Source organism: Corynebacterium sp. HMSC034A01 (genome assembly GCF_001838175.1).
Lineage (GTDB): Bacteria > Actinomycetota > Actinomycetes > Mycobacteriales > Mycobacteriaceae > Corynebacterium.
Genome location: NZ_KV835979.1, coordinates 22,542 through 40,647, shown reverse-complemented (window position 1 = coordinate 40,647; position 18,106 = coordinate 22,542). Strand labels below are relative to the sequence as shown.

At 64.0% G+C, this 18,106-nt stretch carries 24 protein-coding genes and 3 tRNA genes; 14 read left to right on the top strand and 13 right to left on the bottom strand.

Annotated features, from left to right (window positions below; genetic code table 11):
- The 8 genes from HMPREF2791_RS10675 to HMPREF2791_RS10645 form a co-directional block, all read left to right on the top strand.
- Nucleotides 1-663 (top strand): DUF3800 domain-containing protein (locus HMPREF2791_RS10675; protein ID WP_141764988.1); only part of this gene is annotated, 663 nt, incomplete at its 5' end.
- Between the two features lie 121 nt (nt 664-784).
- Complete coding sequence (locus HMPREF2791_RS12330) at nt 785-910, top strand: hypothetical protein (protein ID WP_256365536.1); 126 nt, start codon at nt 785-787, stop codon at nt 908-910.
- Between the two features lie 232 nt (nt 911-1,142).
- Nucleotides 1,143-2,528, top strand: a complete 1,386-nt coding sequence (locus HMPREF2791_RS10670) for an MFS transporter (protein WP_083327994.1) — start codon at nt 1,143-1,145, stop codon at nt 2,526-2,528.
- Nucleotides 2,529-2,788: 260 nt separating this feature from the next.
- Nucleotides 2,789-3,241: a hypothetical protein gene (locus HMPREF2791_RS10665; protein WP_070845270.1), complete on the top strand. Its 453-nt coding sequence runs from the start codon at nt 2,789-2,791 to the stop codon at nt 3,239-3,241.
- Nucleotides 3,238-3,558 (top strand): transcriptional regulator, encoded by a 321-nt coding sequence (locus HMPREF2791_RS10660; RefSeq protein ID WP_070475829.1) that lies wholly within the window; start codon nt 3,238-3,240, stop codon nt 3,556-3,558. The genes HMPREF2791_RS10665 and HMPREF2791_RS10660 overlap by 4 nt, the downstream gene beginning before the upstream one ends.
- A 10-nt stretch (nt 3,559-3,568) precedes the next feature.
- Entirely contained in the window at nt 3,569-4,375 is an 807-nt protein-coding gene (cmrA, locus tag HMPREF2791_RS11930) for a mycolate reductase (RefSeq protein WP_070475826.1), read from the top strand.
- A complete protein-coding gene (gene orn, locus HMPREF2791_RS11925; protein WP_070475823.1) occupies nt 4,376-5,005 on the top strand; it encodes an oligoribonuclease in 630 nt (209 codons plus the stop codon).
- Nucleotides 5,006-5,052: 47 nt separating this feature from the next.
- Nucleotides 5,053-5,128: transfer RNA gene (locus tag HMPREF2791_RS10645), tRNA-His, on the top strand.
- Between the two features lie 139 nt (nt 5,129-5,267).
- Here the strand turns inward: HMPREF2791_RS10645 and HMPREF2791_RS10640 are convergent.
- Entirely contained in the window at nt 5,268-6,464 is a 1,197-nt protein-coding gene (locus HMPREF2791_RS10640; RefSeq protein ID WP_070845269.1) for a L,D-transpeptidase, read from the bottom strand.
- Between the two features lie 201 nt (nt 6,465-6,665).
- On the opposite strand from HMPREF2791_RS10640, the gene HMPREF2791_RS10635 reads away from it, so the two are divergent.
- A tRNA-Lys gene (locus tag HMPREF2791_RS10635) sits at nt 6,666-6,738 on the top strand.
- 27 nt (nt 6,739-6,765) lie between these two features.
- On the opposite strand, the gene HMPREF2791_RS10630 is transcribed toward HMPREF2791_RS10635, so the two are convergent.
- Nucleotides 6,766-7,968 (bottom strand): DUF418 domain-containing protein, encoded by a 1,203-nt coding sequence (locus HMPREF2791_RS10630; protein WP_246825511.1) that lies wholly within the window; start codon nt 7,966-7,968, stop codon nt 6,766-6,768.
- 100 nt (nt 7,969-8,068) lie between these two features.
- On the opposite strand from HMPREF2791_RS10630, the gene HMPREF2791_RS10625 reads away from it, so the two are divergent.
- Entirely contained in the window at nt 8,069-8,635 is a 567-nt protein-coding gene (locus HMPREF2791_RS10625; RefSeq protein WP_070845268.1) for an isochorismatase family protein, read from the top strand.
- 2 nt (nt 8,636-8,637) lie between these two features.
- Here HMPREF2791_RS10625 and HMPREF2791_RS10620 read toward each other — a convergent pair whose 3' ends face one another.
- Nucleotides 8,638-9,285, bottom strand: coding sequence for a DUF305 domain-containing protein (locus HMPREF2791_RS10620; protein WP_246825510.1), 648 nt, complete (start codon nt 9,283-9,285; stop codon nt 8,638-8,640).
- Between the two features lie 90 nt (nt 9,286-9,375).
- Nucleotides 9,376-9,651: a DUF3618 domain-containing protein gene (locus HMPREF2791_RS10615; RefSeq protein WP_070475811.1), complete on the bottom strand. Its 276-nt coding sequence runs from the start codon at nt 9,649-9,651 to the stop codon at nt 9,376-9,378.
- 79 nt (nt 9,652-9,730) lie between these two features.
- Here HMPREF2791_RS10615 and bcp point away from each other — a divergent pair, with 79 nt between their 5' ends.
- Nucleotides 9,731-10,216, top strand: coding sequence for a thioredoxin-dependent thiol peroxidase (bcp, locus tag HMPREF2791_RS10610; RefSeq protein WP_070475807.1), 486 nt, complete (start codon nt 9,731-9,733; stop codon nt 10,214-10,216).
- 27 nt (nt 10,217-10,243) lie between these two features.
- On the opposite strand, the gene HMPREF2791_RS10605 is transcribed toward bcp, so the two are convergent.
- A tRNA-Leu gene (locus HMPREF2791_RS10605) sits at nt 10,244-10,328 on the bottom strand.
- A 103-nt stretch (nt 10,329-10,431) separates the two neighbouring features.
- Between HMPREF2791_RS10605 and HMPREF2791_RS10600 the strand changes: the two genes are divergently transcribed.
- Both HMPREF2791_RS10600 and HMPREF2791_RS10595 read left to right on the top strand, forming a co-directional pair.
- Nucleotides 10,432-10,884 carry a hypothetical protein gene (locus HMPREF2791_RS10600; protein WP_070475804.1) on the top strand — a complete coding sequence of 151 codons (453 nt, stop codon included), beginning with the start codon at nt 10,432-10,434 and terminating at the stop codon, nt 10,882-10,884.
- On the top strand, nt 10,881-11,258 hold the full coding sequence (locus HMPREF2791_RS10595) for a DUF3817 domain-containing protein (protein ID WP_070475802.1): 378 nt from the start codon (nt 10,881-10,883) through the stop codon (nt 11,256-11,258). Before HMPREF2791_RS10600 ends, HMPREF2791_RS10595 begins: the two co-directional genes overlap by 4 nt.
- Before the next feature lie 65 nt (nt 11,259-11,323).
- On the opposite strand, the gene HMPREF2791_RS10590 is transcribed toward HMPREF2791_RS10595, so the two are convergent.
- From HMPREF2791_RS10590 to clpS, 8 genes are all read right to left on the bottom strand, one after another.
- Complete coding sequence (locus tag HMPREF2791_RS10590) at nt 11,324-11,698, bottom strand: hypothetical protein (RefSeq protein WP_070475799.1); 375 nt, start codon at nt 11,696-11,698, stop codon at nt 11,324-11,326.
- A gap of 22 nt (nt 11,699-11,720) precedes the next feature.
- Nucleotides 11,721-12,320, bottom strand: a complete 600-nt coding sequence (rdgB, locus tag HMPREF2791_RS10585; RefSeq protein WP_070845267.1) for an RdgB/HAM1 family non-canonical purine NTP pyrophosphatase — start codon at nt 12,318-12,320, stop codon at nt 11,721-11,723.
- A complete protein-coding gene (gene rph / locus HMPREF2791_RS10580; RefSeq protein ID WP_070845266.1) occupies nt 12,314-13,042 on the bottom strand; it encodes a ribonuclease PH in 729 nt (242 codons plus the stop codon). Before rph ends, rdgB begins: the two co-directional genes overlap by 7 nt.
- A 23-nt stretch (nt 13,043-13,065) precedes the next feature.
- Nucleotides 13,066-13,833: an MBL fold metallo-hydrolase gene (locus tag HMPREF2791_RS10575; RefSeq protein WP_070475793.1), complete on the bottom strand. Its 768-nt coding sequence runs from the start codon at nt 13,831-13,833 to the stop codon at nt 13,066-13,068.
- Nucleotides 13,834-13,866: 33 nt separating this feature from the next.
- Nucleotides 13,867-14,688, bottom strand: a complete 822-nt coding sequence (gene murI, locus HMPREF2791_RS10570; protein WP_083327992.1) for a glutamate racemase — start codon at nt 14,686-14,688, stop codon at nt 13,867-13,869.
- 10 nt (nt 14,689-14,698) lie between these two features.
- The gene (locus HMPREF2791_RS10565) at nt 14,699-15,286 is read right to left on the bottom strand and encodes a rhomboid family intramembrane serine protease (RefSeq protein WP_070475840.1); all 588 of its coding nucleotides are present in this window, start codon (nt 15,284-15,286) and stop codon (nt 14,699-14,701) included.
- Between the two features lie 529 nt (nt 15,287-15,815).
- Nucleotides 15,816-16,355, bottom strand: a complete 540-nt coding sequence (locus HMPREF2791_RS10560) for a DUF2017 domain-containing protein (RefSeq protein WP_070475787.1) — start codon at nt 16,353-16,355, stop codon at nt 15,816-15,818.
- A gap of 10 nt (nt 16,356-16,365) precedes the next feature.
- Nucleotides 16,366-16,665: an ATP-dependent Clp protease adapter ClpS gene (gene clpS, locus HMPREF2791_RS10555; protein WP_070475837.1), complete on the bottom strand. Its 300-nt coding sequence runs from the start codon at nt 16,663-16,665 to the stop codon at nt 16,366-16,368.
- Between the two features lie 91 nt (nt 16,666-16,756).
- On the opposite strand from clpS, the gene HMPREF2791_RS10550 reads away from it, so the two are divergent.
- The gene (locus HMPREF2791_RS10550) at nt 16,757-18,103 is read left to right on the top strand and encodes a nicotinate phosphoribosyltransferase (RefSeq protein WP_070845264.1); all 1,347 of its coding nucleotides are present in this window, start codon (nt 16,757-16,759) and stop codon (nt 18,101-18,103) included.
- The last annotated feature ends 3 nt before the right edge of the window (nt 18,104-18,106 follow it).

Genomic DNA, 18,106 nt, shown 5'->3' with positions numbered 1-18,106 from the left:
CACGGTGTTACTAGATACGACCGCGCAACACTTCTCACCACCCAAAACGTACAGCGGTATAAGGAGGTGCGCTGGATGATCAACCGCCTCCTCCGCAAACTCGAGGACCTCGACGCCAAGATTGTTTTCTACAGGCAAGAGAAGCCGCGCGGTTCAAATGAGATGACCGGCGAAAACGAATCCTCGAGATACGACCACGCGATGAAACAACTCATCCAGCGCGTCAACTGGTCACTTCCCAAACACGAACGGCACCTTCTAATCCTGGACAAGCAAGGCCCCAAGGAGCGGATGGAAATCTTCGCGGCTTGCGCAGCATTCATGTTTTCCCATCAGGATGCCGACAAGCTCCTCGAACCTCCGCTGGAGGTGGAAAGCCACCTGTACCAAACAGTGCAGTGCGCTGACTGGATCTGCGCGATTCTCGGACGCATTGCCAGCTTTAAATACGATCCCGATTTCGAAGAGTTCCAATGGGCAGTGAAGTACTTCGGCAACCGTCTCGCTCCAGTCTGCAGCCCCTACAGCAAGATCCGTGCGGCCGGTTCCGGCAAGGATGTCTACCCGAATCATCTAGGCAGCTTTCGTAAATGTTTTTCCGCTGATGAGATCCCCGCTAGCGGCCTCGAAATCGACGAACTGAAAGCCAAGTTCAATCGATAGAACCACCCACCCACCAGAGAATCTTGTCTTTTACTGGCCAGAGGGGTTTTCGGCGTGATGTGAGGGTTTATGCATACAGTCGGTGGGGCAGATTTCCCCTACCCCAAGGAGGCCCTTAACCATGGCTGCCCCGAAAAACTCCCCGGTCAACGAAGACAGCATTGAGAACCTGTCCGACCCGGACGCTGACGCCTCCGTGCAGGAGACCGGCGAGGACAACGACTTTGAAGCGGACGGCCGCGACTAGGCCCACCCGTTGACGACCGGCCCCGCGTTTGTAGCGGCGGCCGGTTTTTTGTACGAATCGTCCGCGCCAAATCCTGACCTGGGGTTTTGCAAACCGAAAATTGGCGGAATTGCCGATTCGTGCACAACCCACCCAGAGCGCCGCACCGTTTTGGAACAGTCGTCCCACAATGTGGCACATTCGTCCGCACACTGATATTTAGTTCCCACACAGTGGAACGAAAGGACGGGCGATGACCACCAGCGTCGAACACCACCCCACTCCCCAACCGTCGGCACCCGCCGCAGCGATTAGGGAGACCACCCCGCAGGAGCGCCGCCGCGTCAAGCTCGCGTCCACCATCGGCACGACGATCGAGTTTTACGACTTCTACGCCTACGCCACCGCAGCCGTGGCCGTCTTCCCGTACCTGTTCTTCCCCAAGTCAGAGTCCAGCACGGTGGCCCTTTTGTCCTCATTTGCCACGTTCGGCCTGGCGTTTATCGCCCGCCCGCTCGGCTCGGTGCTGTTCGGCCACTTCGGCGACAAAATCGGCCGCAAGGCCACCCTGGTGGGCGCCCTGCTGACCATGGGCATCGCCACCTTCGTCATCGGCCTTTTGCCCACCTACGCCCAGGCCGGCATCTGGGCGCCGGCATTGCTGGCCCTGATGCGCTTCTGCCAGGGCCTGGGACTCGGCGGCGAGTGGTCCGGTGCGGCCCTGCTGTCCACAGAAACAGCTGCTAAGGGACGCCGCGCGTGGGCCGGCATGTGGCCCCAACTCGGCGCGCCATTCGGATTCCTGCTAGCCAACGGCCTGTTCCTGATCCTGGTGACGGTGCTGGGCCACACGTCCGGCGACTTCGAGGGCGCATTCATGGCGTGGGGCTGGCGCGTGCCGTTCCTGCTGTCCATCGTGATGGTCATCATCGGCCTGTGGGTGCGCCTGCAGGTTGAGGAGACCCCGGTGTTCCAGCAGGTGGAACAGTCCGACCAGAAGGCCGCCTCCCCGCTGGCCGAGGTGTTCAAGACCGCCTGGAAGCCGCTGATCCAGGGCACGTTCATCATGGTCGGCTGCTACACGCTGTTCTACATCGTGACCACCTGGTTTTTGTCCTACGGCATCGGCTCCGCCGAAGAGGGCGTGGGCCTGGGCATCGCCTACCCGACGTTTTTGAAGCTGCAGCTGGTGTGCATCTTCGGCTTCATCCTGGGCATCCCGGTCTCGGCGCACTTGGCGGACACGTACGGTCGCCGCCCGACGCTGGGCCTGACCTCCGTGGCGATCATCGTCTACGGGCTGAGCTTCAAGTGGCTGCTCAACCCGGAGACGTTCACCATGGTTTCCCTGGGCATCTTCTTGTTCATCGGCATGATCCTGATGGGCTTCATCTTCGGCCCGATGTCCGCGATCCTGCCGGAGCTGTTCCCCTCCAACGTGCGCTACACCGGCTCGGGCATCGCCTACAACGTCTCCTCCATCCTGGGCGCTGCGATCGCCCCGTTCATCGCCACGGCACTGAACGCCCAGTACGGCCCGAAGGCGGTGGGCTACTACCTGGTGGTCGTCACCGCGATCTCGTTGGTGGCCATCCTCACCGCGCACGAGACCAAGGACCAGGAGATGCACGAAATCTAGCGCGTCAGTCAAAACCTGAATTCGGGCGGCTTCGGCCGCCCTTTTTCATGCCGCCACCCCACTAGTTGCCCATCGAGTTCGGGTTAAGCGCACCAACCTGAATTCAGGGGGCTCTTGCCTATCGACGACCAAAGGTTTCCCACGCCACCCCCAACCATTGCCGTTGCCAGTTCAGGTTTTCACTGACGCCACCAAACGCGCATATGTCCCCCCCCCGAAAACTCTTGCTTTCCGCGTCGGAAAGTGACACACTTGCAAACATGGAAAGCAACGCACCGCAGCCCAACCCACCGCAAACGCAGATCTCCCGCGAAGAGGCCCGCGCCGCCCTCGAGCAGATCGACGGCATAGAGCACGAAACCCAACGTAAACACACCCCACCGTGGGCATACGCCATCCTCGGCACCAGTTTCGGTGTCACGATCGCCGGCACGATCATCGGCTGGAAGTACTGGTGGGTGCTGTTCGTGCTCATCGTCGTCGCCTGCATCGCGCTCGCGATCTGGGACAACAACCGCAACGTGCGCCCGAGCATGAAGCAGCCGATCCAGGAAGACCCCAAGACGAACTGGGCCGCCGCTCTCGCCCCCGCGTTCATGATGCCGCTGATCTGGTTCGTCCCAGAGGGCAGCATGGTCGGCGGAATCATCGCCGGCGTGGTCGTCGCCGTCGTGTTCACGGCCGTCATGATCTACGGGGAGAAAAACCGATGAACGCCCCCGCCATCGACCCTGTCATTCACCCCCTGGCGCGGCTGAAGATTTGTGCTGCGCTGTACCACGCGGGAGCCGTCGAGAAGCAAACATCCCGGCACGAGATGCGCTTCAGCTCGCTGAGAGAGAAAACTGACCTGTCGGATTCGGCGCTGTCGAAGCAGCTGGACCGGCTGGAGGAGCACGGCTACGTCACGCGCTTCCGCGAGTACGGCTCCAGCAGAGCGAAGGACACGGTGTGGGTCACGCTCACCGCAACGGGCGCGCAGGCCTTCGAAAACCACACGGCCGCGCTGCGCGAGATCGCGGGCGGGTAGATTCGTCCCCATGAGTTTTCCCGCACCAGCACCCGGCGCGTTCGCGCTGATCACCGGCGCGAGCCAAGGCATCGGCGAGGCCATCGCGCGCCAGCTCGCCGCTGAGGGCCACAACCTCATCCTCGTCGCAAGGCGCCAAGAAGTCCTACAAAAGCTTGGCGACGAGCTCTCGCTCGCCCACGGCATCGACGTCGAAATATTCGCGGCAGACCTGTCCAAGGCCCGCGACGTGGACGCCCTAGTCACACACATTGAAAACCGCACGGTTTCTATCTGCGTGAACTCGGCGGGCATCGCCAGCTTCGGGCCGTTCATGGCCCAGGACTGGGAGTACGAGACGAACCAGTTCAACCTGAACGCCACGGCGGTGTTCCGCATCACCAAGGCGGTGCTGGACCAGATGGTGCCGCGCGGCGAGGGTGCGCTGTGCAACGTCGGCTCCGCTGCAGGCAACCTGCCGATCCCGAACAACGCCACCTACGTGTTCACCAAGGCCGGCGTGAACCAGTTCACCGAGGCGCTGCACTACGAGCTCAAGGACTCGGGCGTGCACGTGACCCTGCTCGCGCCGGGCCCGGTGCGCGAGGCGTACATCCCGGAGGACGAGCAGTCCATCGTGGACAAGGTCGTGCCGGATTTCCTGTGGACCACCTACGAGTCCTGCGCCGCCGACACCATTGCCGCGATGCGCAAGAACCGCCGCCGCATCGTGCCCGGCCCACTTTCGAAGGCCATGGACGTGGTCTCCAACTACGCCCCGCGCGGGTGGCTCCCGCCGATCATGGGCAAGTTCTACGCACAGATGGGAGAGGAATAGATGGACATCGCAGCGAAGGACAACCGCATTGTCTGGGTGGACCTGGAGATGACGGGCCTGGACCCTTCCCGCCACGTCATCGTGGAGGTCGCCGCCCTGGTCACGGATGCGGAGCTGAACATTATCGACGAGGGCGTGGACCTGGTCGTGCACGCCACCGACGCAGAGCTCACCGAGATGGACGACTTTGTCACCCAGATGCACTCCGACAACGGGCTGCTCGATGACATTAAGGCCTCTCAGATCAGTCTTGAGGAGGCGGAGGACGCGGTGCTCGGGCTCGTCGAGAAGCATTGCGATCCTGCGCACCCCGCGCCGCTCGCCGGCAACTCGATCGCCACCGACCGCACGTTCATCAAGGCGCAGATGCCGCGCCTCGACGCCGCGCTGCACTACCGCATGATCGACGTCTCCACGGTCAAGGAGCTCTCCCGCCGCTGGTTCCCCAAGGCGTACTTCAACCAGCCGGCAAAGGGCATGGCACACCGCGCGCTGGCGGACATCGTGGAGTCCATCCGCGAGCTGGATTACTACCGACGCAGCGTGTTCGTGCCCGCCCCTGGGCCCGACACGGAGGCGGCCAAGGACGCAGCCGCAGGCGCAACCGATGCCTACCAGCCGTTTTTGTGAAAACACGGTGAGGGGCTAAGGTAGATCTCGCTGCAAAAACAGCGATGGTGGCTGTAGTTCAGCTGGTAGAGCACCAGGTTGTGATCCTGGGTGTCGCGGGTTCGAGTCCCGTCAGCCACCCCAAAGTTGAAGGCCTGTCCTGCGAAAAGTCGCGGGTCAGGCCTTCGTCGTTTATCCCCCAGTTGCCCCCGGGTTTGCAGCTGCGGGTATCCCGTTTTAGCAATGTGGCAAATATTTGCCACATTGCTAAAACAGCACTCCCCTACTCGTACAGCGGTTCGCCGGAACCGCCGGAACGCTGCTCCCAATCGAGGTTCCAGTACCCCAGGCCGTCGTAAGGCGTGAGCGTGCCGCCGGCGGTGTTCTTCACCACCACCGGGTCGCCGCGCTTCACAAAATTCTGGAACCACTGCGCATTGTCGTAGGAGGCGTTGATGCAGCCGTGGGACTGGTTGTAGCTGCCCATCGCGCCGAGCGCCCACGGGGCGGAGTGCAGGTAGATACCGGAGTAGGACAGCTGCGTGGCGTAGTCCACTGGCGTGACGTAGCCGCCGGCGTCCAACGCCAGGCCGAAGGTGCGCGAATCCATGGTCAGCTTCTCGTGCTCGTCGCCGACCACATACACACCGTTCGGGGTGTCGTACTTGCCGTCGGTTCCCAGCGAGATCGGGAACTCCTTGACCAGCTCGTCGCCCGAGTAGACGCGCATCATCTTGTCGGCGTTGTCCACCACGGCTTCCACCTTGTCGCCGATGGTGAAGTTGGTCTCGTTGTCCCCGCCGCCGTAGAGGCCCTTACCCAGCTTCTCGCCGTAGATGTCCACCTTCACGCTGACGTCGGTGCCGGGCTCCCAGTAGTCCTTGGGGCGCCAGCGCACCTCGTACGGATCCAGCCAGAAAAACGCGCCGTCGGTGTCATTGGAGGTCTCCACGTCAATGTGCTCCTCCATCGCCTTGGTGTCCTGGACGGGGCTGTCGAAGCGGATGGTCACGGCTTGCCCCACGCCGACGGTCGCCCCGTCCAGCGGGCCGATGTACGAATTCACCGTCGCGTCCGGGGTCAACGTGGTGAACGAGGAGACCACCTTCTGGCCTTCCTTGTCCCGCGCTTCCACAGTGTAGGTGCGGCCGTACCCGAGCGGTTCGGCAACGGACCACTCGGACTTGTCATCGTCGAACTCACCCTCGACTTCCTTGCCGGCCTCGTTGGTCATGGTCACAGACGACAGGCCGGCAGCGGCGGTCACCGTAATCGGGTCCAGCGGGGCAACCCCGGTCTCCCCGTTTGCCACGTTGACCTTGGGCGGGCGCGGCGAGGCCTTTTCGGTGGTCTTTTCCACCAGGGAGGCGTCGGAGGTGTGCGCGGCCGGCTCCAGCTTGCCGGTGTCCCCGATGGTGCACGACGTCAGCGTCGCCGCTGCAGCTAGAAGCGCACAGGCGCGAACCACTCGACGGACCACGGCTTACCCCTCAAATCACTGTCAATTACGAATCCCCCATACTCTATCCCCTCACCAGCCAAAGTCCACTATTCTCACACGTGTGTTTACGCACATTGCCTATCGACAATTTCTCGCCCCTGACCAGCCGATTTCACGCTGAGCGGAGTGGGTGCTACAGTTTCTTTTCGTTGCCGAGAGCAACAGAGAAAAACAAAATACGCGCCATTAGCTCAATTGGCAGAGCAACTGACTCTTAATCAGTGGGTTCGGGGTTCGATTCCCTGATGGCGCACAATGTGCGGCGAGGCCAGCAGGAATTCTACCTGCTGGCCTCGTTTTGTTCTATCCGTCCGGCGGGCCCGTAGGACAGGCGGCGGTGCAGCCACTCGAACGGCCCCTGCTTGCCCACCGCGTCCAACGCCGCGGCGAGCGCGAGCGTCATCAACCACACCACGGTGCCGGCGAGCAGCTTGCCCACCAACCCCGCGTCCTGCCACAGCCCCAGCCCGGCCGGGATCACCAGCACCAGGAAGATGAAGGACTGCGCGATGTAGCCGGACATGGAGCGCCGCCCCAGCGCCACGAACGCGCTCGCCCACACCGGCACGCGGTTGTGTAGCCGTTCGGTCACCAGCGCAAGGCCCGCGATGATGCCGGGCCCGGTGAGGAAGCCGAAGCCCTGGTTGAGCATGTAGAACACCGGCTCGTACTCGGCGGGCAGCACCCCGTTGATGGACAGCCCCCAGGGCACGCCGATACACAGCACGACTGCCGCGGCGATGACTGTCCAGGTGGTGAGGGTGCGCTGGTGCGTGGAGACGTCGAAAAGCACTCGCTCCCGCGCCCACACCAGCCCGATGAGCGCGAGTGCGAACAGCTCGATGGCAATGAACCAGATCCCCGCCACGTAGCCGACTGCGGAGTGCGCGTTGGCGCTGAAGTACGCGCTGAAGGTGGTCAGCTCGGTGCTGAGCTGGCTGCGGGTGCTATGCGGGTCGTAGTAGCCGTAGTACGTGCCGAGCGCGCCCGAGGCGCAAAACGCCGAGAAGCAGCCGAGTATGACGTAGGCGATGCGCAGCAAGCTTTTCGACGCCATCCGGTACACCACCGCCAGCCCCACCCCAACCAGCCCGTAGGCGAACATGATCTCGTTGTAGAAGATGAGGAACATGTGCGCCAGGCCGAAGGCGCCGAGCCACGCGTAGCGGCGCAGCAGCACCCGGCGCGACTCGGCGGGGCTGTAGCCTTTGCGGGCCAGGCTGGCGGCGACCATGCCGAAGCCGATGCCGAGCAGGGTGGAAAACATCGCCAGCCCGCGCACGCGCACGAACATGGTAGTGAACACCGCCGCCCAGGCGTCGAGGGTGCTGTCGGGGTTAATGCCGCCGACGGACCAGCCCGGAGCGTCCGCCGCGGAGTAGGCGTTGACGATCCAGCTTTGGAGCGTGTTGGCCATCGCGATGCCCAGCAGCGCCATGCCGCGCGCGAGGTCCGGGACGATGAGACGCGTCGTGTCCTTCACACCTGTAAGTATATTTTCGCAGGCCACGCCCCGCGTCGTAACGAAGCGCGAATCTGCCCATGGCGCCCATTTCCCTTCTCCTGAGAGTAGGCTGAATCGCATGAAGACAGCATTAGTGATCGTGGACGTGCAGAACGACTTCTGCCCCGGCGGCGCGCTCGCCACCGCGCGCGGCGACGAAGTGGCGTCCAAAATCGCCGAACTGATCTCCACTGCGGACAGCCGCACCCACGAGTACGACTGCGTCGTGGCCACCCAGGACTGGCACATCGACCCGGGCGCGCACTTCTCGGAGACACCGGACTACGTCGACACGTGGCCGCCGCACTGCCTGGCCGATGCGTACGGCGCGCAGATCCGTGGGCCAGTGAAGACTGAACTGATCGACCAGTTCTTCAAGAAGGGCCACCACAGCGCCGCGTACTCCGGCTTCGAGGGCATCAACGACAACGGCGAGCTTTTGGCGGACTGGCTGCGGTCGCAGGAAGTCACGCACCTGGATATCTGCGGCATCGCCACCGACCATTGCGTGCGCGCCACGGTCCTTGACGCGCGCAAGGAAGGTTTTAAGGTCAACGTGCTGCGGGCCATGTGCTCGCCTGTCGACGACAAGCGCGGCGCCGACGCCCTCCAGGAGATGATCGACGCCGGCGCTGAACTGGTCTAGCGCTAGTTCGGCGTGTAGCCGAGCAGGTCTTCCATCTCCCCCATCTCGGCGGTCTGCACGTCGACCATTTCCTGCGCCATTTCACGCAGCGGGACGTAGGCGCCCCGGTCGATCTCGCCTTGCGTCATCTCGATGACGTGGACGTGGTGGAAGTGCATCATTTCCAAGAAGGCGGTGCGCAGCTCGTCGCCGGTTTTTGATTCGAACTCGCCGAGCTGCTCGGGATGGAACATCCCGTTGGCGATGTGGGTGGAGTGAAACTCCATGTCTTTCTGGATGCCCCACTCGTCAGCCCAGGCGCGCATCTGGTCGTTCTCACGTTCTTGGCCGTCCTTGATGCGCTGCGCAAGATCGCGGACCTCGGCGTCGTCGACATCTGAGGCCAGCAGCACGTCCGACATTTCGATCGCCTGCTGGTGGTGCGGCACCATCATGCCGAGGAAGTGGACATCCACGTCGTTGTAGCCCGCCCCTTTGTCCGCGGAGGTGGTGGTCTCAGGTGCGAACGCGGCGCGTATCGACGGCCCCGCGAACGTGAGCACCAGCGCCAGCGCCGCGATGAGCGCTACCGCGATCCACAGCGGTTTCTTGCTGGGACGCATCTCCTCGAGTTCCGGATCGCGGGTGGTGTTCGTGCCGTCATTCGCCATTGGTATGCCCTTTCAGTCAAGATGAGTATATTCAAAACCGCCCAGCTGCGGGAGACAGCTGGGCGGTAACAGCGGCGAGGCCTGTTGCCTCTAACGGTTCGCGAGCAGCTTCTGCAGCTCCTTGAGCTCGCCCTTGCGCTTGCGGCCGTTGTACACCTTGATGCCGACCAGGGCCGCAACACCGACGACGATCCCGCCGATGACCTTCTGCACAGTCTCATCCTGGAGCCAGTTAGCGGCCTCGGACTTTGCGCTCCCCGCCAGGGTCTTCGGGTTGGTACGGTCCGCGAGCTCGTCCAGGGTGCTGGCGAGCTGGTTGCGGGTGCGCTCGAGGTCGCGCTCGATGTCGTGAATGTCTCGTGCCACTTTGGGAAACTCCTACGTCTACGTTGACTTTTACAGACTCACGTCTTTTCGTCTCCACAGTAGTGTAAAACGGGGAGGCATGACTGAGCCGATTAGATTGGAAAAGGGCGACACCGCCCCCGCTTTCACCCTTAAAAACGACCGGGGCGACGACGTCTCGCTCGCCGACTTTGCTGGTCAGCGCGTCATCGTCTACTTCTACCCCAAGGCCAACACGCCTGGCTGCACCACCGAGGCCTGCGACTTCACCGACAACATGGAGCAGTTCCGCGACGCATCGGTAACCGTGCTGGGCATTAGCCCCGACGCTGAAGACAAGCTGGCCAAGTTCCGTGCCGACCACGACCTCGGTGTCGAGCTACTCTCCGACCCGTCGAAGGAAACGCTCGAGGCCTACGGCGCTTTCGGTGAGAAAAAGAACTACGGCAAGGTTGTCCAAGGCGTGATTCGCTCAACCTTCCTGGTGAGCGTGGACGATGCCGGCAAGGGCACCGTCGATCAAGCCCAGTACAACGTCAAGGCCACCGGCCACGTTGGCCGCATCCTGCGCGACTGGGATATTTAGAGCCGCCAAGCCCCACCCCCGAAAGATTGGTGCGCCCGGAGAGACTTGAACTCTCACGCCATAAGGCACTGGAACCTAAATCCAGCGCGTCTGCCAATTCCGCCACGGGCGCGTCGTCGTTGGATGTTACACGGCGCAAGGCACTGAGCGATAAACGCCGGGCTGCATCAAACTTTCGTTTGGTCTTTTCTAGTTGCCGGGTAGACTGACCAGCTGTGAGCGAAGAGAACAAGGCAGTTGAGGGCACCGAAGCGGCGCCTCAACGCGAACGCGTCCGCGTGCGCTGGTGGCACATCGTGCTGCTGATCGCAGCAGCCGTGACCTGCCTGCTGCTCGCGAACTGGCAGTGGGAGCGCTACCAGTCGGGTTCGGGCACGTTCCAAAACCTGGGCTACGCCCTGCAGTGGCCGTGCTTCGCCGCGTTTTTCGTCTACGCGTACCGCGCAGGTATGCGCATGGAAAACGAGAAGATTGAGGCCGAGAACGCAGGCCTGACCATGGATGATCTCTACGAGGCCGACCTTGCCAAGTACGGCGAGGTGAAGGAACCCACGGAGATCGACGAGGACTTCCTGCCGTCGCGCCCAGAGCTGGACGTGGAGGAATACAACGAGCTTGTGGCTCCCCGCCGTAGGACGAACTCTGAAGGTAAAGGTGAATCAGCATGACGCAGCCCACTCCGCAGACCCAGCCCGCTCAGCCGGTGAAGATCCACCCGGAGCGCCAACGCCGTGTGAAGCAGGCCCTGCAGTTTTTCACCGTCACCGCGTGGATCACCGGTGTGCTGCTGCTCCTGCTGGTCGCGCGCATGATCATGCAGTACGGCTTCGACATGAACGTCGATTACCTGTCCTGGGTGGCCCGCGTGCACGGTTTTGCGTTCGTGGCGTTTTTGATGGCATCGCTGAACCTCGGCTCGAAGGCCCGCTGGTCCGCAGGCACCTGGATCGCCACTGCCCTATCCGGCGTGGTGCCGTTCATGTCCTTCTTTGTCGAAGCGAAGCGCCGCGATGAAGTCAAGGAGAAGTTCCAGCTTTCCTAAACGCATAAAGAAACCCCGGCGGGACAGTTCGCAGTCCTGCCGGGGTTTTTCTTCTTTGTAGCGCGCTACTTTTCGCCGGTCTTGGTCAGCACCATCACGCCGACCTTCTCAGCCGGGTCGTTCTGCGGGCTCAGGGTCAAAGTGTCGCCGTTGCGCTCTGCGTCGTACTTGAGATCCTGGTGGGTCAGCGGATCCTCGAGCTTGAACTCCTTGTCGTCGCGCAGGCAGTTCGCCTCGTTGGTCTCACCGTCGGTTTCGGTCATCTGCCAGTCGCAGTCCTTGCCGTCGATGGTCACGGTGGCGCGGCCGCCACCTGCGCCGTCCTGGGTAGCGGTGATGTCTCCAGTCCACTCACCGTCAAAGTCGCCCGACTGGCCGCAACCAGTCAACAGCGCGCCGGAGGCGAGAACAGTTCCTACAAGTGCAATCGTTTTCTTCATAAGCCCACTGTAACGAATAGCGTCACTTCAGCGCCGCGATGTGCGGAGCCAGCGCGCGGAGCGCCTTGCCGCGGTGAGAGCGCGCGTTCTTCTCCTCGGCAGAAAGCTCGGCGGAGGAACGGCCGTCGGCGTCGGCAGGCTGGAACAGCGGGTCGTAACCAAAGCCGTTCTCGCCGCTGGGTTCGCGCAGCAGCTCGCCTCCCCAGCGCCCCTCTGCAGTGAACTCCTGCCCGTCCGGGGTGGCCAGGGCGCAGCAGGACACGAACGCGGCGGCCCGCTCGTTGATGTCCGCCATCTGGGCCAGCAGCAGGTCGTTGTTGGCCTGGTCGTCGCCGTGGTTGCCGGACCATCGGGCGGACAAGATGCCGGGCATGCCGTTGAGCGCCTCGACGGTCAGGCCGGAGTCGTCGGCCACACAGGGCAGACCCGTGGCCTTCGCCCCGGCGCGGGCTTTCAACAGCGCGTTGTCCACGAAGGAGAGGCCGTCTTCGACGGGGTCGGGGTACGACGGAGCGTCGTGAAGCGAAACAAGCTCCACCCCCTCGATGCTGAGCTCGCGCAGCACCTGCTCGAGCTCACGCACCTTGCCTTGATTCCTGGACGCGACGAGAACCTTTACCATCCCAGCGCCGCCTTCTGCGCCGCGATGAGCTCCTCGCAGCCCTTGGCCGCGACGTCCAGCATCTCGCCGAGCTGCTCGCGGCCGAACAGGCCGTGCTCGCCGGTGCCCTGGATCTCCACGAAGTTGCCGCCCTCCTGCATCACCACGTTGAGGTCGACCTCGGCGCGGGAGTCTTCCTCGTAGGGCAGGTCCAGGCACACGTGGCCGTCGATGATGCCGGCAGAGACGGCGGCAATCGGCTTGAGCAGCGGCTCGCCCGGGACTACGCCGCGCTCCTTGAGCACCGCAATGGCGTCCGCGAGTGCAACGTACGCGCCGGTGATGGAGGCGGTGCGGGTGCCGCCGTCGGCCTGCAGCACGTCGCAGTCCAACTGGATGGTGTTCTCCCCGAGCTGGCTCAGATCCACCGCGGCGCGCAGCGAGCGGCCCACCAGACGCGAGATCTCGTGGGTGCGGCCCTTAACCTTGCCCTTCATGGACTCACGCGGCATACGGTCATGGGTGGCGGACGGGAGCATGGCGTACTCGGCGGTGAGCCAGCCCTCGCCGGTGTCCTTTTTAAAGCGCGGCACGCCCTCCTCCACCGAGGCAGTGCACATGACGCGGGTGTTGCCGAATTCCACGAGCACACTGCCCGCCGGGTTGGAGGTGAAGCCGCGGGTGATGCGCACGGGGCGCAGTTGGTCGAAGGCGCGGCCGTCCAGGCGCGAAAAATCAGTCATGCGCCCAAGCGTAACGCAGACGCCTAGGGCTCGAAGGTGGCGCCAGCTTCGCCCAGGATGATCTCCCCGTCGAACTCGGTGCGGGCGGCCACGAGGACCTCCTCCGGATCGGTCCACGGCTGGATATGCACCAGCACAAGAGTCTTGACCCCGGCCTCGCGGGCAATGCGCCCGGCCTCCTTGCCGGATAAGTGCATACCCTCCGCCTTCCCCTCGGAGGTCGCACCCCAGGCGGCTTCGCAGAGGAAGAAGTCGGCGCCCCGGGCGGCGTCGATAAGCGTCGGCGTGAAACCGGAGTCGCCGGAGAACGTGATGACCTTGCCGGCAGCGTCCTCGATGCGCAGCGCGTGCGACTCTTGCGCCGGGTGGATGACGTCGAACGGGGTGATGGTCAGCCCGCTGAGCTGTTCCGGCTGTCCGGCCCGCCAAGTGGTGAACTCGAAGGTGTCGGTAAAGTCGTCCTGCTCCCCCGGCGCGTCCGCGCTCATGCGGCCCAGGTGCTCCGGCGCGTACGAGGGGCCAATCAGCCGGTGGCGCTGCTCCGCCGGGGCCGAGGGGTGGTAACGGCGCCACACCAGCAGCGACGGGAAGTCCGAGCAATGGTCGGCGTGAAGATGACTGAAGATGACATGCGCCGCAGACGGGTCGAACCGCTCCTGCATGGCGGCGAGCGCTCCCGGACCGAAGTCCATCACCACATCCGTTTCACCAGGCACGGAGATGACGTAGGAGGAAGCTGGGTTACCGGGCGCGGCCAGGCTCCCGGAGCACCCGAGGATGGTCAACTGCATGGACACACTCTGCCATGAATGCGACACATTTTCCTAGTGAATCCCTAAATCGCGGCCTACGGCGTGCACCGGAGGCGCCAGGAAGCGCCGGGCAAGCGCGTCGAAAGTGTCGGGGTCGCCGGTGGATTCGAAGATGTGGGTGGGGGCGGCAGTGCCGTCGTTAAGCATGTCGCTCTCAGTAAGCACCCGCAGCACATCCTTCGAGGTTTCCTCGGCAGACGAGACAAGCGCGACCTCATCGCCGATGGCCAGCTGGATCACACCCGACAAAAGCGGGTAGTGGGTGCAACCGAGCACAAGCGTATCGACGCCAGCTTCGCGCAACGGCGCCAAATAGCGCCGAGCCACCTCGAGGACTTCCCTGCCGGAGGTCTTGCCCTGCTCCACGAATGGCACGAACTCCGGGCAGGCCTGGGCGGTGATTTCAAGGCCCGGGTGGATGGAAAACAGGTCCTGGTACGCGCCCGATTTCACCGTGCCTTCGGTGCCGATCACGCCGATCTTCTTGTTGCGCGTGGTGGCGATCGCGCGGCGCACGGCGGGCTGGATCACCTCGATGACGGGGATGTCGTAGCGCTCGCGGGCGTCGTGCAAGAACGCAGCGGTGGCGGTGTTGCACGCGATGACCAGCATCTTGCAGCCGCGTTCCACCAGCTCATCGGCGATGCGCTGCGAGTGCGCGCGCACGTCCGCGATCGGCTGTGGGCCGTAGGGGCCGTGGGCGGTGTCGCCGATGTAGATCAGGGATTCGCCCGGCAGCTGGTCCATCACCGCGCGGGCGACGGTCAGGCCGCCCACTCCGGAATCGAAGAGCCCGATAGGTGCTGAATTTGGGTTGCCGGCGAAAGTGTTCACGCCGGCAATCCTATCGCTGGCCAGGATTCTGCAATGAACGCGCTTTGGCCTCGCGCTTTGCCACCAGCTCTGGCGGGTCGTCGGAGGTGATCACCATGCCGGCGACCAGGCCGCCGATCGCGCCGAACAGGTGCGCCTGCCAGCTCACGCCCTCGGTGCCCGGCAGCAGCCCGAAGATCAAGCCGGAGTAGAAGAAGCCGAGGATAAGGCCGGTGATGATCTGGCTGATGGAGCGGTTGAAAAAGCCGCGGATGATCAGATACGCCAGCCAGCCGTACACCAGCCCGGAGGCGCCGATGTGGTTCGTGCCTACACCGCCGAGCAGCCAGGTGCCTAAGCCCCCGATGATCACCACGAACGTGGTGACCTCCCAGAACACGCGCTTGCCGGAGTAGCCCACCAGGAACGCGAAGATTGCGCCGGGGATCGAGTTGGAGATGATGTGCTCCAGATTCGCGTGGAGCAGCGGCGAGGTGAAAATGAACGGCAGGGAGGACACGTCCAGCGGGTGGATGCCAAACGCCTGCAGCCACGGGAACACCAGCTCCAAGATGAACACGACCCAGATGGTGGCGAGGAAGCCGCCGGCGAACTTCATGCCGGTTTGGCGCTGCGCCTTTCGCTTCGACGCTCGCTGGGTTCTGGGGGTTTGGCTGTACTGGCCCGGTTGGCCGTATTGCCCCTGCTGTTGCGGGGTCGCGTACGGGTTGTACGGCTGCGCGGGCTCGCTGAACGCCGGCTGCTGCCGTTCCGGGTGCGAGAACGGTCGCTGGAACGGTTTGCCGTAGCCCGGCTGCCCGGTCTGGCCGTAGCCCCAGCCCTCGGGGGTGTGGTTGTGTTCGCTCATCGTGGTTGGAGTCTAGCGGGTTCGCCAGATCCGGGCCGGGCGGTGGTTGGGCAGTGGCTGGGCGGTGGCCGCTGGAACTCTGTTTCCACCAAACCCTGAGGAAGAGCTCCAGAGTATGGCCTAAAACCGGGCATACTCTGGAGCCCTTCCTCAGGGTCTGCGGGGCGGAGGCCGAAATCTAGGGGTATCTGGGAGCCGTGTGGTGAGGAGGCCGGATCCTCGGAGGCACGAGACGGTTGGCGGCGGGCCGGAGGTCGTCGACAAGCTGCGGGCGAAACCGCTAGCCCATCAGCGCCTCGAGCAGCGAGTCCTGGCAGTACGCGAGCCAGTCGATGAGACGCTGGCGGTCCTCGCGCGCGGCCTCGCTGCCCGAGTCGTCCGCGGAGGCGTAGAGGCGCATGTCGTTGAGCGCGGCGATGAACTGGTGCGCCTCGTCCTCTTCGATGGTCACCTCGACGCCGCCAGTAGGGCCGAGCGCGGTGTTGACCACCTGCAGATTGATCAGCTTGGCCTTGATGATGTCGTTTTCGTGCAGGCTGCGAAGCAGGCCGTTGTCGCCGTCGAACTCCTCGTCGCCCTCGCGCTCGAAATCGGGCAACAGGCGCGCCAGGCGCGGGTCCTCGGGCGCTTCGGTATGCCCGGTGGCGACGCCCAGCATCTCCGCGAACTCATCCTTCGGCGCGGACTGGGCACGCGCGATCAACGCCTCGGACACGGTGGCGGTGAGGTCGCCGATGACCTCGCGCTCCATCGGGTCGAAGACGGTGGTGTACTTCGGCGTCGAGCGCATCAGGCCCTTCTTCTTACGCCACGGCTGCATCGATTCTCCCCTACCCTGCCTGCTGCATCGTGGCCCAAAGCCCCGCGGTGTGCAGCTTCTTCACGTCGGTTTCCACCTTGTCCTTCTCGCCCGAGGAGACCACGGCCTTTCCCTCGGTGTGGACCTGCATCATCAGCTCTTGGGCGCGCTTGCGGTCATAGCCCAGCACGGTCTGGAACACGTAGGTGACGTAGCTCATCAGGTTGACCGGGTCGTCCCACACGATGCACAGCCACGGCAGGTTCTCGCTCGTGGCCACGTCCACGTCGATGGCCTCGTCCAACTCCGGGGTTGCCAGCGGCGAACCCATGCGCTCCGCGCGGCTGGCCGCAGGAAAATCGGCTGAGGAAAACATGTGCACCACCTTACCTTCTCGTACCAGCAGGGTACGCTGGCTCACCATGAACGACACTCCCACGCACTCCACCGGCACGCAGGGCTCCACCGCGTTTTTCACGGACATGTACGAGCTGACCATGCTCGACGCCGCCATCAAGGACGGCACTGCGCAACGCGACTGCATCTTCGAGGTCTTCGGCCGCCGCATGCCCAACGAGCGCCGCTACGGCGTAGTCGCAGGCACTGAGCGGGTGCTCGACGCGATCACCAAATTCCGTTTCACGCAGGACCAGCTGGACAACGCCGACTTCCTCTCCTCCGCAGCCCGGGAGTACCTGGAGAACTTCCAATTCTCCGGGCACATCGACGGCTACCGCGAGGGCGACCTGTACTTCCCGTACTCGCCGATTATGACGGTGCGCGGCACCTTTGCGGAGTGCGTGATCCTAGAGACGGTCATTCTGTCCATCCTCAACTCGGATTCCGCCATCGCCTCGGCGGCTTCCCGCATGGTCTCGGCCGCAGACGGCCGCCCGATCATTGAAATGGGCTCGCGGCGCACCAACGAGCAGGCCGCCGTCTCGGCAGCGCGTGCGACGTACATCGCGGGCTTCAACGCCACCTCCAACATGGAGGCCTCCCTGCGCTACGGCATCCCCGCCTCCGGCACCTCTGCCCACTCCTGGACGCTGCTGCACGTGGACGAGGACGGCAACCCGGACGAGAAGGCCGCGTTCAAGGGCCAGATCGACTCGCTCGGCGTGGACACCACGCTGCTGGTGGACACCTACGACATCACCAAGGGCGTGGAAAACGCGCTCGAGGTCGCAGGCACCGATCTCGGCGCGGTGCGCATCGACTCCGGCGACCTGGGCATCGTCTCCAGGCGTGTGCGCAAGCAGCTGGACGAAGCGGGCGCCTTTAACACCCGCATCATCGTCTCCTCCGACTTGGACGAGTTCGCCATCGCCGGGCTGCGCGGCGACCCGGTGGACGGCTTCGGCGTGGGCACCTCCGTGGTCACCGGCTCCGGTGCCCCCACCGCAGGCCTGGTGTACAAGCTGGTGGAGGTGGACGGCCACCCGGTGGCGAAGCGCTCCTCCGGCAAGGCCACCTACGGCGGCGGCAAATCCGCCCTGCGCGCTTACCGTTCCTCCGGCGTTGCCGTCGGCGAGGTGGTCCACCCGCTGGGCGTGGACGTGCCACGAAAGCCGAACCTGGAGTACCGCGAGATGACGGTGCCGCTGATCCGCGATGGCGAGATCGTGGACGGCCAACCCGGCATCGAGGAGATCCGCGAGCTGCACGCGGCCGCCCGCAAGACGCTGCCGTGGGAGGGTTTGGCGTTGTCGCGCGGCGAGGTGGCCATCCCGACGAAGTTCGTCGGCTTCCCGGAGCCCACCGAGTAGGCC

Bases quoted from the DNA above. Each gene is read 5' to 3' on its own strand.
- HMPREF2791_RS10590 (WP_070475799.1), bottom strand. From the start codon at position 11,698: ATGAAGAAAACGATTGCACTTGTAGGAACTGTTCTCGCCTCCGGCGCG.
- HMPREF2791_RS10550 (WP_070845264.1), top strand. From the start codon at position 16,757: ATGAACGACACTCCCACGCACTCCACCGGCACGCAGGGCTCCACCGCG.
- HMPREF2791_RS10575 (WP_070475793.1), bottom strand. From the start codon at position 13,833: ATGCAGTTGACCATCCTCGGGTGCTCCGGGAGCCTGGCCGCGCCCGGT.
- HMPREF2791_RS10660 (WP_070475829.1), top strand. From the start codon at position 3,238: ATGAACGCCCCCGCCATCGACCCTGTCATTCACCCCCTGGCGCGGCTG.
- HMPREF2791_RS10560 (WP_070475787.1), bottom strand. From the start codon at position 16,355: ATGCAGCCGTGGCGTAAGAAGAAGGGCCTGATGCGCTCGACGCCGAAG.
- orn (WP_070475823.1), top strand. From the start codon at position 4,376: ATGGACATCGCAGCGAAGGACAACCGCATTGTCTGGGTGGACCTGGAG.
- clpS (WP_070475837.1), bottom strand. From the start codon at position 16,665: ATGGGTTCGCCGCTGGCAACCCCGGAGTTGGACGAGGCCATCGACGTG.
- rph (WP_070845266.1), bottom strand. From the start codon at position 13,042: ATGACTGATTTTTCGCGCCTGGACGGCCGCGCCTTCGACCAACTGCGC.
- bcp (WP_070475807.1), top strand. From the start codon at position 9,731: ATGACTGAGCCGATTAGATTGGAAAAGGGCGACACCGCCCCCGCTTTC.
- cmrA (WP_070475826.1), top strand. From the start codon at position 3,569: ATGAGTTTTCCCGCACCAGCACCCGGCGCGTTCGCGCTGATCACCGGC.
- HMPREF2791_RS12330 (WP_256365536.1), top strand. From the start codon at position 785: ATGGCTGCCCCGAAAAACTCCCCGGTCAACGAAGACAGCATTGAGAAC.
- HMPREF2791_RS10665 (WP_070845270.1), top strand. From the start codon at position 2,789: ATGGAAAGCAACGCACCGCAGCCCAACCCACCGCAAACGCAGATCTCC.
- rdgB (WP_070845267.1), bottom strand. From the start codon at position 12,320: ATGGTAAAGGTTCTCGTCGCGTCCAGGAATCAAGGCAAGGTGCGTGAG.
- HMPREF2791_RS10595 (WP_070475802.1), top strand. From the start codon at position 10,881: ATGACGCAGCCCACTCCGCAGACCCAGCCCGCTCAGCCGGTGAAGATC.
- HMPREF2791_RS10620 (WP_246825510.1), bottom strand. From the start codon at position 9,285: ATGGCGAATGACGGCACGAACACCACCCGCGATCCGGAACTCGAGGAG.
- HMPREF2791_RS10565 (WP_070475840.1), bottom strand. From the start codon at position 15,286: ATGAAGTTCGCCGGCGGCTTCCTCGCCACCATCTGGGTCGTGTTCATC.
- HMPREF2791_RS10670 (WP_083327994.1), top strand. From the start codon at position 1,143: ATGACCACCAGCGTCGAACACCACCCCACTCCCCAACCGTCGGCACCC.
- HMPREF2791_RS10625 (WP_070845268.1), top strand. From the start codon at position 8,069: ATGAAGACAGCATTAGTGATCGTGGACGTGCAGAACGACTTCTGCCCC.